Origin of the sequence: Paenibacillus sp. MER TA 81-3 (genome assembly GCF_023713585.1) — a bacterium.
Classification (GTDB): Bacteria; Bacillota; Bacilli; order Paenibacillales; family Paenibacillaceae; genus Paenibacillus_B; species Paenibacillus_B profundus.
The window spans coordinates 136,529-153,443 of the sequence record NZ_JAMAWB010000006.1; the positions used below are offsets into that span (position 1 = coordinate 136,529).

Genomic DNA, 16,915 nt, shown 5'->3' on the forward strand with positions numbered 1-16,915 from the left:
AATTGTAAGCCGGCTTAGTAGTCCTTCATACTTCCACTTTTACGAGGAGGTCATTATATTGAAAACAGTTGCGATAGTCGGAACATTTGACTCCAAAGGAAAAGAATTTTCTTTTGTGAAAGATATTCTGCAAGGTCTTGGGTTGAATACGCTTACCATCCACAGTGGAGTATTCGAGCCCATGTTCGTCCCAGATATTTCGAATGAGGAAGTAGCCAAGGAAGTTCATGCAGATATTCGTGAAATCGCCTCCAAAAAAGACAGATCTTTAGCAACGGAAATTCTTGCAAAAGGTATGGAAAAACTAATTCCCAGACTATATGCGGAAGGGAAATTCGACGGAATCATCTCCTTTGGCGGTACCGGCGGCACATCCATTGTAACGCCGGGAATGAGAGCGCTGCCAATAGGTGTGCCGAAAATAATGGTGTCTACCGTCGCTTCCGGGAACGTCTCGCAGTATGTAGGGACTAGCGATATTATGATGTATCCATCCATAGTCGATGTATCGGGGCTGAACTCGATTTCAACGAAAATCTTTACCAATGCAGCCCTTGCGATTGCAGGCATGGTGAAATATGAGGTCGATTATAAAGTTGAAAAAAAACCGCTTATAGCCGCTACCATGTTTGGACTTACAACCCCTTGCGTCAACCAGGCTAGGGAGTACTTGGAGGCACATGGGTATGAAGTGATTGTGTTCCATGCCACAGGTACTGGCGGCAAAACGATGGAAAGATTAATTGAATCTAATTTCTTCGATGGCGTGTTGGATCTCACCACAACAGAATGGTGTGATGAACTGGTAGGCGGTGTGTTGAATGCAGGACCGCATCGGCTCGAGGCAGCCGGGCGCTCTGGTGTGCCTCAAGTTGTTTCGACAGGAGCATTGGATATGGTCAACTTTGGGCCGTTTGACACGGTGCCGGAGAAATTCCAGGATAGAACTTTTTACAAGCATAACCCGACCGTGACTTTAATGAGAACGACGGTTCAAGAAAATAAAGAATTAGGCAAGATCATATCCGAAAAATTAAATAAGGCGACCTCTCCAACCGCATTAATGCTGCCTTTAAAGGGTGTTTCCGGGCTGGATGTGGAAGGACAGCCTTTCTATGGAGCAGAAGAGGATCGTGCCTTATTTGATACGCTCAGAAATAATATTGACCGAAACGCCGTAGAGCTCATCGAATTGGACTATGACATCAATGATAAACATTTCGCTTTAGCGGCAGCTAAAAAGTTAATCGAATTGATGCAAAAATAGAGAAATGAGGAGGAAGCAAAATGAAACAAACTCGTCAAGAAATCATAAACCAATTGAAAGAACATGTAGCTAAAGGTGAAATGATTCTAGGAGCCGGAGCAGGTACGGGGATTTCTGCAAAAAGCGGTGAAGCGGGCGGAGTAGATTTAATCATTATTTACAACTCGGGAAGATATAGAATGGCTGGCCGGGGATCGCTTGCAGGATTATTGCCTTATGGGGATGCTAACCAAATCGTTGTAGATATGGGAGCGGAAGTATTGCCAGTTGTGAAGCATACTCCAGTGCTTGCAGGCGTGTGCGGTACAGACCCTTTCAGAATGATGGAAGTTTTCTTGAAGCAGTTAAAAGAACAAGGGTTTGCAGGCGTGCAAAATTTCCCGACCGTTGGCTTGATTGATGGCGTCTTTAGAGCGAACCTTGAAGAAACCGGGATGGGCTATGATTTAGAGGTTGATATGATTCGGAAAGCACACGAGCTTGATTTGCTTACTACCCCATATGTATTTGATGAAGAACAAGCTATTAAAATGGCTAAAGCCGGTGCGGATATTTTGGTAGCGCACATGGGCTTAACAACAAAAGGAACAATTGGCGCGAAAACCGCATTGACTCTTGAGGATTGCGCTAAGCGCATACAAGCCATTACCGATGCGGGCAAATCTGTAAATCCAGATATTATGGTCATTTGTCATGGCGGTCCGATTGCTGATCCGGAAGATGCTCAATATATTTTCGATAACACCGTTGGTGTGGATGGATTTTTCGGTGCTTCAAGTATTGAACGGTTTGCCACAGAGGTTGGTATTAAACAGCAAGCAGAAGCATTCAAACGTGTTAATTTAAAATCGTAGAATTTATAAACTTTTCAGGGGAAGCCATAGGTTTCCCCTTATTTACGCTTTTGTAGAGTTACTTTCCCTCGCCCATCCATTCGGCTATTAGATTGTCAAAAGTATGGGGCTCCGCAAACATCGGATTATGTCCGCTATGCTCAAAAATCACTTTCTTCACGTTCGCATAAGTGTCATTTATCAGATCCCATAACGAGACCGCAGCAACCTCCGCTTGTTTTGCTCTATGACATGGGTAACATGTTCACTTTGCGTTGATGAAGATTCTTTAAGCCGTATATAATCAGCACCGGCAGTATCAAGTATAGCGCGCCGAGCGCCGAGCCAGACACGGTTCCTCCCAGCAAGTAAGACATGCTCATCAGCAAATTATCCAGCATGAGGTGGGCGAACAATGCGGTCCAGAAGCCGTGCCTCAGCATGATGTACAAGAACATAAAACCCATAATCAACAGTTCAACCGGCCGGGAGTAGAACGGGAATATCGGATAAGTGACATGTCCGAAAGCCCAGATGAGCGTCGGGATGAGACCAGCTATCCATGGATTTCTCACCCAGCGCTGCAACAGTCCCGTGCCGAACCAGCGATAGACGCCTTCTTCCGATATCGCAGCCATCCAAGCGAGCAGAGGATATAGCGCCGGCAGCCTCAAGTTAAGCGGAGACTGTGATGCATCTGTCGTCGACCATGCGCCAAATCCCGTCTCCAAGGCGGCGAAGATAAACGTCTGCACTCCAAGCAAGAGCCCTGCATAGACCGTGCCGAGCCAGAAGGCACGGGGCAGCACCGTACCGAACTCCGGACTGCTCCAGGTTGGCATCAAGCGCCGATGCTTAGACTGATCCCACAAGCGTGTGCCTGCTAGCAAGGAGAAATAGAGCACCACTCCCTGAAGCACTGTAATTCCGCCTTGGACGATCAAAGCGTACTCCATACGGATCTGTGCGGCAGGCACCCCGAGTTGAAGCGAGATGAGGCCAGGCAGCAGGTTCCAGATATGAAGCAGAGAGATTCCGCATGAGACGATGGACAGTGTGATTATCGTACCGGAGCGGAATCGGATAAGCTTGCGGTAACGAATGCACGCGACGAGCGCGAGAATGCTGAGCAGCAACGACATCCATGTATAACCAATTTTATAAATGGACGAAGCGGTGGCGGTCTGCTGCAATTCCTCTGTTTTATAGCTTAGCGGCACCTCCCATACTGGCTTGGCTGTGACGACGTCGTTGTTGTGAAAGTGTACGACGAAGTCAAGCGTTGCGCCGCCAACTTTGGCTTTGGGCACCGTGAACCGTATTTCGTCCTTGCTGTTCAAGCTTTCTTGCTGAATGTTCAACTCGGATGATGACCAGCCCAATTGTTTTATGGTCTGTTCCGCCACGGCGCGATAGTCTAACGTTCGGGAGACGACGGAGTCATCCGCGGCAGTCGTTGGGCGTCCGGTGAAATTGAAGCCGATAATCTGGCCGCTCGTCATGTTGACATCGATGCTCAACACATCGGGGCGGCCTCCGCGTACAACGGAGAGCAGGACTTGATACCTATCATACGGAGCCTTGCGGCTCCAAGGCTGGAATGCTTCCGTCAAACGTTCCTTGCTGATATATCCAGCCAGCGTGGAATCCGTCTGATACACGACTGTCGGGTCAGCACTTCGCAACGTCAGTTCGGATCTCCAAGACTGCTGCTTCATGTACTGAATCGCCTTGTCTACCGCCTCCGTCTTCGTAATCATTGAGACCTGTGCGCCTTCCTCCGGGCTCACCTCGGATTGCAGTAAGGGAATAATAACCTGCACGGTGAGAAACACTATGAACCCAACGATGGAAGCAATAAGTAAAGGCTTGGTTATGTAATAAGAAGGTGCAGCCTGATTATGAGCATCATGGTGTGCTTGATGGGTAAAAGACATCTTTTTTCCTCCATTTAGTCGTATATACGCAGTTCTCTTTTATTATTGTATCCACTTCATTTGTGTAAAGTCCAGCAGAGGAATGAAGCTACGCCTTGATAATGAAAGAGTTCTCGATACATTTCAAGAAAATGGGGTTTTGTAAGCGCTATTTAACGTTATTTTTCAGCCTATTCAACTGAATTTGTTCGATCTCTGACTTTGTGCGCGAGTAGGGAAACGTATATAATCTCGTTATGAATTGCATACATGCCGAGTTTCGTCAATGTACGAAAGCGGGGGAACCGATTAATGGGGTGAATTTCGCGTATGACGGGTCATAAGAACCGTCTGCGAATAGGGCAGCCTGAACGTGCCCGAATCCGTCAGCTAACCTCGTAGGCAAGTGCGTCAGGATACCAGCGATAGCATTGGATTTCCAGTGCTTTTTTTCGTGGACAAAAAGAGGTGACACCCCTTGAAGCTTTCAAGGAAAAATAGGATTTTACATTTAACGCCGTCACGCATACTTGTCGTTGGATTTGCATTAATTATTTTATTAGGCGCATTTCTGCTTATGCTGCCGATATCAAATTCCAACGGACAGCCGCTTTCTTTTGTTGATGCGTTTTTCACAGCAACATCAGCAACCTGCGTGACCGGGCTAGTTGTGGTCGATACAGGCACCAACTTTACGGTGTTCGGGCAAGTGGTCATTATGCTGCTCATTCAAGTCGGCGGGCTTGGCTTCATGACGATGGCGACGTTGTTCGCGCTTGCTTTTAAAAAAAGAATTTCGTTAAAGGAACGTCTTATTTTACAAGAAGCGCTTAATCAAGGCAGCATGGAGGGAATTGTCCGCCTTATCCGCAAGGTGCTGCTGTTTGCCTTCTGTATCGAAGGAACCGCCGCCATTCTGTTTGCGACGCGTTGGGCGTTCGACCTGCCACTCGGACAAGCCATTTATTTCGGGATATTCCATGCGGTGTCATTGTTCAACAATGCTGGATTCGACCTGTTCGGTTCGGTGTACGGACCGTTCTCCAGCTTAACGAGCTATGTGGGAGATCCGGTCATTAATACAGTGGCTATGTTGCTCATCGTACTGGGCGGGATTGGCTTTATCGTATTGTCCGATGTAGTGGATTATCGCCGTACCCGCAAATTGTCGCTGCATACGAAGATTGTTTTGACAATGACCGGACTTCTTATTGTTATCGGCACAGTCGTTATATTCATATTTGAATTTACCAATACACGCACGCTCGCCGGTTTAAGCGGGTGGGAGCAGTTCTGGGCTTCTTTGTTCCAGTCTGTCAGCCCGCGTACGGCCGGCGCGAATACCATCGATATCGGCGCCATGCGCCAAGCTTCCCAGTTTTTTATGATCATACTGATGTTTATTGGGGCTTCGCCCGGTTCAACCGGGGGAGGGATCAAGACAACGACGTTCGCCATTCTTGTCGGTGCGGTCATTACGATGATTCGGGGAAAAGAGGATATCGTCATCTATCGCTATCGCTTGGCGAAGGACAGAATATTCAAAGCCGTTACATTGACCTTGTTGGCGTTGTTCCTGGTCATTATGGTCTCGATGATATTATCGACGACAGAGGACCATCCGTTCCTTATGATTTTGTTCGAGACGACGTCTGCCTTCGGCACGGTCGGCTTGACAATGGGCTTAACGACGGATTTGACCGATTTCGGCAAGGTGCTTCTATGTTTGACGATGTTTGCCGGGCGATTGGGGCCGATAACGCTGGCCTATGCGCTCGGACCGAAGAGCGAGCGGGAACTGTACCGCCATCCGGAAGGCAAGATTACGATAGGGTAAATAGAGAATAGTAATGGATGAAGGAGTTAATAGCTATTATGGAGTTGCAGCAGTTTGCAGTAGTCGGGATGGGACGATTTGGATCGAGCCTCGCCAAGGAACTAGTCAGACTAGGACATCAAGTGCTGGGCATCGATAAAGATGAAGAGGTAGTTGCGGACATGACGGGCATGGTGACCCATGCCGTCGTGGCGGATGCGACGGATGAAGATGTGCTCCGCTCGCTCGGCATTCGCAACTTTGATTGCGCCATTGTTGCGATTGGCGATGACATCCAGACGAGCATCCTGGTCAGTATTCAGATGAAGGAGCTTGGCGTCAAGAAGGTAGTCGCCAAGGCGCTGTCTGACCTGCATGGCCGCGTGCTTGAGCGGCTTGACGTAGATCGGGTTATTTATCCCGAACGAGACATGGGAATCCGCGTTGCCCATCAGCTTGTGTCTCCGAATTTGCTCGATTATATCGAGCTGTCGAAGGAGTACACGATTGCTGAGCTCAGTGTGCCCGGCTGCATGCAGGGGATGTCGCTGAAGGAGTTGAACCCGCGGGCCAGATTCGGCTGCAGCATCGTCGCGCTCAACAAGCCGGAAGGCATCATTATCGCCCCGTCGGCCGAGGCTGTCCTAGATGAGCGGGACATTATGGTCATGATCGGAACCAACAATCAAATTGAGGATTTCGAAGAATCGATTATGTTGAAAAAATAAAGAACACGCCGCCTGTTTGCCCGTCCATTGACGGAGTTAAGCGGGCGGCGTTTTATTTGTCTATGGGATACACAAACTGTCACTCCTGTATGTTCAAAATCATGTTGGCAAGCTGTTGCTTGTCAATTTCCAATGCTCTCGCTTCCTGAAGAATGCGCGGCAGCTCAACCTCTGCGAACTGGGCGCGGCGTTTCTCGCGCACGAGCCGCTTCGCTCCTTGGCGCACGAACATTCCCACACCTCTTTTCTTGTACAATATGCCTTCGTCTACAAGCAAATTAATGCCTTTGGCAGCCGTGGCTGGATTGATTTGCAGCACTTTGGCGAATTGATTGGTGGAAGGCACTTGGCCTTCTTCCTCTACGGCACCGCTCAAAATGTCATTTGCAATCATGTCGGCGATTTGCAAATAGATCGATTTGGACTCATCCAACAGCAATGGATTCACCTCGTTTCGTCCGGTTATCGTACTTACTCCACGCCGCATGCGCGGGCAAGCATTATTTCATGACCGCATTGGTTCATTACTTATGTAACTAACTATAGTTTCTGAAAATAAAAAAAGCAAGAGGCGCGATAACGCCTCTTGCCTGCAGCCTGCCATTGCAACCGTCTGCCGACGAGGCAGCTGTTACAGAAAAATCTTCGTTAAAATGAGCAGCAGCACGAAGTAAAGGGCGATGCTGCTTGCGACGCACAAAAACCGGTTGTCGCGCGTCACTTCCGCCTGCTCCATCGTCTCGGATACCGTCATGATGACGGAGGTGAACCAGACGATGCCCGCGATCGCGAGCGACAGGGAAGTGAAGCTGATGAGCATCATGAGGAAGGCGACCAAGTAGGCCGGACCGTAGGGCATTTGCATCGCAGCCAAACGGACGAGGAACGTCTTCACGTCCGAACGCTGCACGCCCTTCCAGCGGCTCACGAGCCAGAGCGCGCCGAACAAGGCGGCGAGCGTAATAATGTAAAGCAAGACGAGCTTGATAAATAAACCGATAGACTCACCTGCGTTTAGATAAGCGCCGAAAGGATTAAGCATGGACATGAGACCGCTAAATATGCTAAAAGCGAACAAGGCAAAGCCAATTGCCGAAGCCGCCACTGCAATGACGCCGTACAGCCAGTCGGAGGCTGGCTGAAGAGCAGAGGCTTCCGTCGGATGCTTCATCAATTGAACGGCGCGCTTCATATCAAAAGCTGATTCCCGCTTGACCCCGAATGAAGCTCCACCGTACGAATTGGAACCATTCGCGTTCAATGGTTGGTTAGGCACTTGGCCCGGAGCCGCATAAGGTGCCGAAGCGTCCATCGCTCCAGCAGCGGCGGCTGTCTCCCGGTGACTGGCGATATCTTGGCGGACTGCCGATTCCTTCTGATCGGAAGTGCCGCTTAAGGCTGCCTCCTTGGAGCAGGTGTGGGGCTCATGCTCATCCAACTTCTCCCCACAACGGTTGCATACATCCATCTAACATCATCCTCCTGAAAACCCCTAGATTAGAAAAGTTTACTTTTTTCTTTTTCTATTTCAATTTCGACAGCAAATGACATTATTCCTTCTTGAAAATGTGATTCCATGTCGTCGCCGCCTGCGTCGTTTCTTCAATGAACCGTTTGGCCGCATGGCTTAAGGCGGCTTGCTCGGCGTATACAATAGAAGTGATGCGTTCGGTTTGCTTCAGCTCTTTTAAATGAATGGCGACCAATTTATTGTCCTGCAGCCATTCTGAGCGCAGATACGACTTCGGCAGCAGTGCAGCGGCATGGCTCGTCGATAGCAGCCGCACGATCGCCTCGAATGAATCGATCTCCATCCGGATATCCGGCATGATGCGATAGCGGCGGAACAGATCGTCGATGAGCTTGCGGTACCAGGAGCCTTTGGAGAACAGCAGCATAGGCAAGCCGTTCAAGCGGGCCATCGACCAGTCGCGGCAGTCTGCCAAGTCATGATCTTGCGGCAGCACCAGCTGCAAATGGTCTGCAAACAGCGGGATGCATATGAGGCCTGGTTCACGTATGGCATCAGCTACGAGCCCTAGATCAACAGATTGCTCGCGTACCTGAGAGACAATTTCGTGGGTCTTGCCTGTTACGGCTTTTACGTTAGCTTCCGGATGCTTTTTCACAAATAAGGAAACAAACAGCGGCAGCGTCGTCTGCAGTGTCGTTAAGCTGGCGCCTATCGTGACGGTAGCATGTCCTTCCGCCTTGTAATCGGCGATAGACTTCAAGAAATCAAGCTGGCGGTTGCGGATGTCAAGCGCGAATTCATAAGTAACCTGGCCGACGCGCGTCAGTTCGAGCCGTTTGCCGTTCCGAATAAACAAATCGACACCGAGCTCCGCTTCGAGCTTCGCAATCTGGCGGGACAGAGCAGGCTGAGATATGTTTAGCCGTTTGGATGCTTGATTTAGACTGGTCAACTCGACGACCGATGCAAAGGACTCTAACAGATCCAACATATTCTGAGACCTCCCATTTCATAAATAATATGAAAATGCAAATTGTCAATGATCTCACACTTATGCGATTTAGTTATAAAAATTATAATAATATTGCAATTCCATTATAAGCAAAAAAGGAGTAACATGGAAGTGTCACAAGTTGTTCACATTACGAGGAAGCGGTTACAAGGGCTACGCATGAGCGTTGTCGAAGGAAGCAACAGCAGGGTTTTGCAGCCCTGATAAAAAAGTGACAAAATGTTGACGCTTTCGACAGGCACAGGTAAAATGAGGATGTTTCATTACCAAAATCTACATGGATGCAAAATGGAAAGGGGAAACGGCACGCTTATGAAACGAGGTTATTTTTACTCGCGGAAGTTGCACTCGCTTCTAGGGGTTATCCCGCTTGGGTTCTTTCTTATTACTCACATGATATCCAACTACTCCGCATACGAGGGCGGAAGGGAATCGTTCCAAGACAAAGTCGCATTAATCAACGGTTTGCCGCTGGTGTTTTTCATGGAAATGTTCTTCATTTGGCTTCCGCTTCTGTATCACGGCGTGTACGGCCTGTATATCGCATACACGGCCCGCAACAATGTGGGGAATTACAATTATGGACGTAATGTCGCTTTTCTGATGCAGCGCATTACCGGTGTGATCACGTTTATCTTCGTGACATGGCACGTTTACGAGACGAGGGTGCAGGTGGCTCTAGGCAACATTACCCATGAAGAGCTCGGCTCTCATATGAACAGCATCGTTACGCAGCCAATGATGTTCATCATCTATCTGATTGGAGTCGTTGCGGCATCGTATCACTTTGCGAACGGCATGTGGGCGTTCCTGGTCAGTTGGGGTATCACGGTCGGACCGCGCTCACAAGCCATTTCTGCTAAAATTTGCATGGGCCTGTTCGTGCTCATGTCCACGCTGTTCGTGCTTGCGCTATTCGCCTTCCGGGGGAAAGAGTTCGAAGCATCTGCAGCAGCGATACATTCGTTAGTTACCATCATCGGTTAAGGGAGAGTGGCGCAAAGTGGCTAAACAGAACATTATCGTCGTCGGCGGGGGCCTGGCTGGGCTGATGGCAGCAGTTAAAGCAGCGGAAGCAGGCGTTCACGTCGACCTTTTTTCTTTAGTTCCAGTGAAACGTTCTCACTCTGTCTGCGCACAGGGCGGCATTAACGGTGCGGTGAACACGAAGGGGGAAGGAGACTCGCCTTGGGAGCATTTTGACGATACCGTGTACGGCGGTGACTTCTTGGCGAACCAGCCCCCGGTCAAGGCAATGTGCGAAGCGGCGCCGGGCATTATCCACTTGATGGATCGCATGGGGGTTATGTTCAGCCGGACCTCCGAAGGCTTGCTTGACTTCCGCCGTTTCGGGGGCACGCAATACCACCGGACAGCGTTTGCGGGCGCGACGACAGGCCAACAGCTGTTGTATGCGCTTGACGAGCAGGTGCGGCGTTGGGAAGCGGCAGGACTCGTGACGAAGTATGAGCACTGGGAGTTCCTGTCCGCTATCATTGATGATGAAGAGATTTGCCGAGGCATTACCGCTCAGGATCTGCGCTCGATGGATATTAAGTCATTCGTGGCGGATGCGGTCATTCTGGCGACTGGCGGCCCTGGCATTATTTTCGGGAAAACAACGAACTCTGTCATTAATACAGGAACAGCGGCGAGTGCGGTATATCAACAAGGGGTGCGTTATGCGAATGGAGAATTCATTCAGATTCACCCGACGGCGATTCCGGGCGATGACAAGCTGCGCTTGATGTCAGAGTCGGCGCGTGGAGAAGGCGGACGCATCTGGACTTATAAAGACGGCAAGCCATGGTATTTCCTCGAAGAGAAGTACCCGGCTTACGGGAACTTGGTGCCGCGTGATATCGCAACCCGTGAAATCTTCCACGTCTGCGTAGATTTGAAGCTGGGCATTAACGGGGAGAACATGGTGTACCTAGATCTGTCCCATAAAGATCCGAAAGAGCTGGATGTGAAGCTAGGCGGCATTATTGAAATCTATGAGAAATTTATGGGCGACGACCCACGCAAAATTCCGATGAAAATATTCCCGGCCGTTCACTATTCGATGGGCGGCATGTGGGTCGATTATAACCAAATGACAAACATTAAAGGGTTGTTCGCCGCAGGAGAATGCGAATATCAATATCACGGTGCGAACCGTCTTGGTGCTAACTCCTTGCTGTCGGCCATCTTTGGCGGCATGGTTGCCGGCCCGAAAGCGGTGGAATATATTCGTGGTCTCGATAAGTCAGCCGAAGATGTCGCTTCTAGTGTATTTGAACGCGAGGCGAAGCTGAGAACGAATAAATATGAAAGCCTGTTAAGCATGAACGGTACAGAGAATGCGTACGTGCTCCATAAAGAGCTTGGTGAATGGATGACGAACAACATGACTGTTGTCCGTTATAATCACAAGCTGGAAGAGACGATTCATAAGATTAAAGAGCTGAAGCAGCGCTACAATAACATCAACATGACGGATACCGCCCGTTGGAGCAACCAAGGCGTAACCTTCACGCGCCAGCTGTGGAACATGATCGAATTAGCGGAAGCTATGACGCTGGGCGCTCTGCTTCGCGACGAAAGCCGCGGCGCGCACTACAAGCCGGATTTCCTTGAGCGTAACGACGAGCAGTTCATGAAGTCGACGATTGCGACATGGACGCCGGATGGCCCGCAAATCAGCTATGAAGATATAGACGTATCGTTGATCGAGCCGCGCAAGCGCGACTACACGACGGATAAGCAGAAAGATAAGAAGAAAGGAGAATAACGATGGCGGAAGCTGTGGCTCAATCTAAAAAGATCAAGTTCATTGTCACGCGTCAGGACGCTCCGGACGCGCAGCCGTATACCGAGGAGTTCGAAATTCCGTATCGTCCGAACATGAACGTCATTAGCGCGCTTATGGAAATTCAACGCAATCCGATCAATTCAGGCGGCAAGGATACATCTCCAGTGTGCTGGGAGTCGAACTGCTTGGAGGAAGTGTGCGGCGCATGCTCCATGGTCATTAATGGAAAGCCGAGACAAGCTTGCACCGCGCTCGTCGATAAGCTGGAGCAGCCGATTTCTCTGGCACCGATGAAGACGTTCCCAATCGTGCGCGACCTCGTTATTAACCGTGAGCGCATGTTCGATGCTCTGAAACGGGTTAAGGCTTGGATTCCGATTGACGGCACGTATGATCTCGGTCCCGGACCGCGCATGGCGGAGACGAAGCGCCAGTGGGCGTATGAACTGTCCAAGTGCATGACGTGCGGTGTCTGTCTAGAGGCTTGTCCGAACGTTAACGACAAGACGAGCTTCATCGGACCTGCTCCCATTTCCCAGGTGCGGCTGTTCAATGCGCATCCGACGGGGGAGATGAATCAGGATGAGCGCTTGGAGGCACTGCTTGACGACGGCGGTATCGAAGGCTGCGGGAACTCGCAGAACTGTGTTCGCTCCTGTCCGAAAGAGATTCCGTTGACGACATCCATTGCAGAAATGAACAAAGATACGACGAAGCTCATGTTCAAGCGTTGGTTTAAGATGTAGTTCTTCGCTTGTGACGAACCATATAGTATGGATAGGAAATGAACATTAGTATTAAATATTTGCGCCTCGATTGCGGGGCGCTCTTTCTTTTTAGACAACCTCTATGAAATATCTAATGGAGGCGATATCAATGGCAGAAGAGACTATTCAGCAGCACGACACAGACGACATCAATCATTAAGCGATCGGGCCACGATCTTCAAGCTGTATACTGGACATGCGAGCGCCAATAATTTTCATCTTTATTACAAGTTCGGATACGCAACGGAGAAGGAGCGGATATTCACGAGCAACTGACTCTCTTGCATTTGGTGAAGCGCCGCCCTGTCAGCAGTTCCTGACAAGGCGGCGCTCAGCTATAACAATGACCGGCGTTTCAACACATAGCTGTTCGTCACGGATAACATGCGAGTGATAGCCGTGAATGGAATTGTCATAATACGTTTTCTTCAAGTGCTAAAATATAGTGTTTTATTTCTTATATCAAGGAATATATATGAAGAAAAACATACATAGAGCGCACTAGTCAAGCTTTCTAGCCAGAATAAATATGATCGTCTGTTTATGTGCATCTTGCTGCTCCTTCGTAAGTTGCACGTTGCGACCCGGAGAATTTTTTGACAGTCCATCCAAACTGGATTCCCGATAGAGCTTGCAGTACGTTTTTACTGTACGTTCCGATTTTCCAATGATGGTAGCAACTTTGATTCTTGTCATGCTTGAGTAAATACAAACGAATAGTTTGGTATCGTTCGAACATCGGTGATTCTTTACTTGTCTCAGCCGTTTTTCACCTTCCTTTAAATCCTTATTTACTTCCATTTATATCCTACGCCCATAAATCTTTACCTATTCGACGTGTGCGAAAGAGAAATCCTTTCAAAAAAGAAAATAGTCTTTACTTCGACTTATATAGATTCTGATCTTACATTGAATATTTTGAAACTATTATCTATTCACTTTTCTATTATTTTATCCGAATTAATGTTATATATGGAGGTGATAAAAATTGAGGATTGCTCTAAAGATATTGTTGGTGCTAGTTAGTATTGGTCTTGGAGTGATTAGCTGTGCACTAGGCTTAAATATTTTGATAAGTTTCGGGGGACCCAAATACTATAATCCAGGCCCCAGAGGGATACAAATTTTTTTACTATCGATGATTATCATTGGATATAGTATTTTGTTGTTTCTTTTATACCGGAACAAGAAGAACTCAGAGCTAGCAATGATTGCGCTCTTAACTTTTATTCTTTCTATTATTGTAACTCCAGTAATTAGTGTTTACTCAGCAGATATTAGTCGTTTTTTTAGATCCCCACCCTCTTATAAAACACAGATGTCTTTACAAAAAGAAATTCAAAAAATTATACAAGAAAATGATTTACCTTATACATTAGATTCGAAAGAAAGTGAAAAAAAAACAAAAAATGAGTATACCAGGACTGTAATTCTTTTAAGAAAGAAAACTAGCGATAAAATTCAACAAAAGGAGGTTGATTTAGTTATTAAAAACAGCCCGAGTTCTGCACTTAGACTGACTTTTTACGACAAAAATCAACAAGAGAATGTTACGGTAATCCTAGACAAAGATGGGGATATTGTTTACTGTGATCCACTAGAATTTTGTGACTAATAGTTATTAAAAGGGAGCTATATAAGTTGAACAAAAGAATTAGAGGATTATGGTAAGGAATTTCAACCCTGCATGTCGAATAAAGAAGGAAATAGAAGAAGATAGGCAGGAAAAGAACATGGAAAACGCAACGAAGCTTGAAGAAGTAAAGCAAGCCATGAGAAAAGCAAGGGATCGCCGAATGTACGAGCGTTGCTTGGCAATAAGTTTGCATTTACAAGGGCATTCGGTAAAAGAAATTGCCCATACATTGAACCGAAGCACTCAAACGGTCACCACCTATATCAAGGCTTACGATCAATGCGGACTTCCCGGACTGCAAATGAACCATTCACCAGGCGCACCTGTTCGTTTGAGCGATGAACAGCAGGAACAACTGAAAGAGACCATTGCCTATTGCGTTCCTCATGAAGTAGGCTTTACCGCTCGTCACAACTGGACGTTGGAACTGATCGCTGCCTTTATTGAACGTGAATTTGGGCAAAGCTATTCGCTTCGCGGCGTCTCGAAAATGATGCATCGCCAAGGACTGAGCTACACCAAACCGACGTATACCTTAGCTGCGGCAGACGAAGAGAAACAACGGCAGTTCTCAGAAACCACATTTCCCGAGTTAAAAAAAGACTTCTAAATGATGAAATCGACCATCTGCTGTTCGAAGACGAGTCCATGATCCGGGACTACCAAGCCATTCAAAAGACATGGTTTCTTCGGGGCAAGCAGCGTATCATCCAAATCACCGGCAAACATCGCGGAGTTAAGCTGCTAGCCACGGTGGATTATGCCACCGGTCAAATCGTTTGGCAGGAGGATGAGCAGTACACAGCCGAGACCTTTTTGAGCTTTCTTGAAAAGATTGTTACTCAATACCCTGCAGGCCAAATCGCAATCGTGTTAGATAATGCACGCATTCATCATGCCAAGCTGCTGCAGCCATTTTTGGATAAAATGAAAGGGCGTCTTGAACTTGTGTTTCTGCCCCCATACAGCCCGCATCTCAACGTTGTTGAAGGGTTATGGAAGTGGCTCAAGTCCGAGGTCATTAACAATGTTTTCTATCACACAGTCGCCGAAATCCGCAAAAATGTTCAGCAGTTTATGGACGAGATCATGAAATATCCCTTGTCCATCATCGATCGTCTTTGTGTAAGATTCTAAGTGATTCAATAATTCAACTTATATAGATAGGGCTATGACCAAAGGTGGCATTCTTTTTTACAGTGGGGAGGTGTTCAAAAATTTAGAAATGGAAGACTCTTAGATGATGAGTATCCATCTAATCAAATACTAGCTAATTAACTGTGCATGCCAAAGTTCACTGTAATTAAATGCAAAAAAGAGACATTCTTGACCCTCTGTGTAAAATAGAAGTACCACCAACCACTCTACGCAGAGGAGAACAAGCAATGTCTCATACGCATACGTTAGCACAACATCTGAATTGGTACAATATCTTTCGAGAATGGAAACTTCCGTTGTATTTTTCCAAATCTGTATTGAATCACATCTCTCACTTTGTGGACGGAATGCTGTCTGAAGGATTTACAGGTACATTAACAAATATCCACCGCGAGAGCCTGCATAATCGGGATCGTAGAAGCCTCAGCCACTTTCTGGCTCATGGGAAGTGGAGTGAAAAGTTCCTAAAGCAAATCATACGTAATATCGCTTATAAGCAAGTAAAATGGAGCGCAAAACAGAATAACAGTCCTATCTTTGTCATTGTAGATGATACCGTATGTGAGAAAACAAAGCCTTCGTCACAGGCTCTCTTTTCGATCCAGGGATCGACTTATCATCATTCTCATCTAAAGGGCAAGCAGGTCTACGGCCATTCTGTTGTGGAAACGATGCTTCGCGCTGGTGATGTTGTGTATCCATTTGCAACGGAACGTTACGAGTCCTACGGTAAAAGCAAAATCGATCTGGCCTGCGACATGATTAAGCAAGTGCCCGTATCTAATCAAAAAACGTATGTATTAATGGACTCCTGGTATCCTTCAGCCTCTGTTCTTCAAACAAGTGCAAAGCAAGGTTTTCATGTCATCAGTGGCCTGAAGACCAATCGTATTATTTATCCGCAAGGGATACGACAACCCATGAAAGAGTTCGCTTCGTACATCTCGAAAGCTGATACCGATCTCGTGACCATCGGGACAGAGCGTTATCGAGTTTATCGCTACGAAGGAAAGCTCAACCTGCTTGAAAATGGAGTCGTTCTTTTCTGTTGGAAAGAAGGAGAAGACCTCGATCCTAAGCGAATGAAAGCTTTTCTAAGTACCGATGTTTCCCTGACCAACGGGCAAATTTTGAATTACTACAGCAAGCGGTGGTCGATTGAAACCTACTTTCGAGCTGCAAAAGTGCATTTTGGCATGGATCGATATCAAGTTCGATCTACGAAATCCATTGATCGTTACTGGGCACTGCCCTCGTTTACTTCGATATGCTGCATATACAGTGGACAAGGCAGTCTTTTGGATGGATTACATCAATATCGTCGACAGAAGAAACAACACTGGATTGAGTACATCTATAAACAAGCCCAACGCGGAGTAACCCTCGCTCAGATCAAAACGCAGCTTCGAGCTGCTTAGGGATCCTAACAGCTTTTTTGAATTTACAAATTCTTGTATCGATTATTGGCATGTACAGTAATTAATGTGATCCTGTTGAATTTTTTAACAGGATTT

The 16,915-nt window shown here is 47.4% G+C and carries 15 protein-coding genes and 1 riboswitch; of the genes, 10 read left to right on the top strand and 5 right to left on the bottom strand.

The genetic code is table 11. From position 1 onward, the window contains the following. The first annotated feature begins 58 nt into the window (after positions 1–58). Both M3650_RS10225 and M3650_RS10230 read left to right on the top strand, forming a co-directional pair. Positions 59–1,267: a Tm-1-like ATP-binding domain-containing protein gene (locus M3650_RS10225; RefSeq protein WP_251574428.1), complete on the top strand. Its 1,209-nt coding sequence runs from the start codon at positions 59–61 to the stop codon at positions 1,265–1,267. A gap of 20 nt (positions 1,268–1,287) precedes the next feature. Next, on the top strand, positions 1,288–2,121 hold the full coding sequence (locus M3650_RS10230) for a phosphoenolpyruvate hydrolase family protein (RefSeq protein ID WP_251574430.1): 834 nt from the start codon (positions 1,288–1,290) through the stop codon (positions 2,119–2,121). 224 nt (positions 2,122–2,345) lie between these two features. On the opposite strand, the gene M3650_RS10235 is transcribed toward M3650_RS10230, so the two are convergent. Continuing rightward, positions 2,346–4,037: a CPBP family intramembrane glutamic endopeptidase gene (locus M3650_RS10235; protein WP_251574432.1), complete on the bottom strand. Its 1,692-nt coding sequence runs from the start codon at positions 4,035–4,037 to the stop codon at positions 2,346–2,348. 240 nt (positions 4,038–4,277) lie between these two features. Beyond that, a riboswitch (cyclic di-AMP (ydaO/yuaA leader) is annotated at positions 4,278–4,436 on the top strand. Between the two features lie 58 nt (positions 4,437–4,494). Here M3650_RS10235 and M3650_RS10240 point away from each other — a divergent pair. Together M3650_RS10240 and M3650_RS10245 are read left to right on the top strand one after the other, a co-directional pair. Beyond that, on the top strand, positions 4,495–5,853 hold the full coding sequence (locus tag M3650_RS10240; RefSeq protein WP_251574434.1) for a TrkH family potassium uptake protein: 1,359 nt from the start codon (positions 4,495–4,497) through the stop codon (positions 5,851–5,853). 38 nt (positions 5,854–5,891) lie between these two features. Next, complete coding sequence (locus M3650_RS10245; RefSeq protein WP_233696932.1) at positions 5,892–6,560, top strand: potassium channel family protein; 669 nt, start codon at positions 5,892–5,894, stop codon at positions 6,558–6,560. A gap of 79 nt (positions 6,561–6,639) precedes the next feature. Here M3650_RS10245 and M3650_RS10250 read toward each other — a convergent pair whose 3' ends face one another. From M3650_RS10250 to M3650_RS10260, 3 genes are all read right to left on the bottom strand, one after another. Further along, entirely contained in the window at positions 6,640–7,047 is a 408-nt protein-coding gene (locus M3650_RS10250) for a GntR family transcriptional regulator (RefSeq protein WP_251574436.1), read from the bottom strand. 144 nt (positions 7,048–7,191) lie between these two features. Beyond that, entirely contained in the window at positions 7,192–8,028 is an 837-nt protein-coding gene (locus tag M3650_RS10255; protein WP_251574445.1) for a hypothetical protein, read from the bottom strand. A gap of 82 nt (positions 8,029–8,110) precedes the next feature. After that, positions 8,111–9,025, bottom strand: a complete 915-nt coding sequence (locus tag M3650_RS10260; RefSeq protein WP_251574447.1) for a LysR family transcriptional regulator — start codon at positions 9,023–9,025, stop codon at positions 8,111–8,113. A 333-nt stretch (positions 9,026–9,358) separates the two neighbouring features. Between M3650_RS10260 and M3650_RS10265 the strand changes: the two genes are divergently transcribed. The 3 genes from M3650_RS10265 to sdhB are packed head-to-tail and all read left to right on the top strand — an operon-like array spanning position 9,359 to position 12,586. Next, on the top strand, positions 9,359–10,033 hold the full coding sequence (locus tag M3650_RS10265; RefSeq protein ID WP_026011285.1) for a succinate dehydrogenase cytochrome b558 subunit: 675 nt from the start codon (positions 9,359–9,361) through the stop codon (positions 10,031–10,033). Positions 10,034–10,049: 16 nt separating this feature from the next. Further along, positions 10,050–11,819, top strand: a complete 1,770-nt coding sequence (sdhA, locus tag M3650_RS10270; protein WP_019423708.1) for a succinate dehydrogenase flavoprotein subunit — start codon at positions 10,050–10,052, stop codon at positions 11,817–11,819. 2 nt (positions 11,820–11,821) lie between these two features. Then, positions 11,822–12,586 (top strand): succinate dehydrogenase iron-sulfur subunit, encoded by a 765-nt coding sequence (gene sdhB / locus M3650_RS10275; protein WP_019423707.1) that lies wholly within the window; start codon positions 11,822–11,824, stop codon positions 12,584–12,586. A gap of 522 nt (positions 12,587–13,108) precedes the next feature. On the opposite strand, the gene M3650_RS10280 is transcribed toward sdhB, so the two are convergent. Next, positions 13,109–13,303, bottom strand: coding sequence for a hypothetical protein (locus tag M3650_RS10280; protein ID WP_251574449.1), 195 nt, complete (start codon positions 13,301–13,303; stop codon positions 13,109–13,111). Positions 13,304–13,595: 292 nt separating this feature from the next. On the opposite strand from M3650_RS10280, the gene M3650_RS10285 reads away from it, so the two are divergent. The 3 genes from M3650_RS10285 to M3650_RS10295 all read left to right on the top strand — a co-directional run bounded on the left by M3650_RS10285 (position 13,596) and on the right by M3650_RS10295 (position 16,819). Further along, on the top strand, positions 13,596–14,222 hold the full coding sequence (locus tag M3650_RS10285) for a hypothetical protein (protein WP_251574451.1): 627 nt from the start codon (positions 13,596–13,598) through the stop codon (positions 14,220–14,222). Between the two features lie 118 nt (positions 14,223–14,340). Further along, positions 14,341–15,380, top strand: a protein-coding gene (locus M3650_RS10290) for an IS630 family transposase (protein WP_251574453.1) whose coding sequence is annotated in 2 segments (ribosomal slippage) — positions 14,341–14,844 and positions 14,847–15,380 — 1,038 coding nt in all. Because the reading frame shifts where the segments join, the coding sequence is not laid out codon by codon here. A gap of 248 nt (positions 15,381–15,628) precedes the next feature. Further along, entirely contained in the window at positions 15,629–16,819 is a 1,191-nt protein-coding gene (locus M3650_RS10295) for an IS701 family transposase (RefSeq protein WP_251574455.1), read from the top strand. Positions 16,820–16,915: the final 96 nt, after the last annotated feature.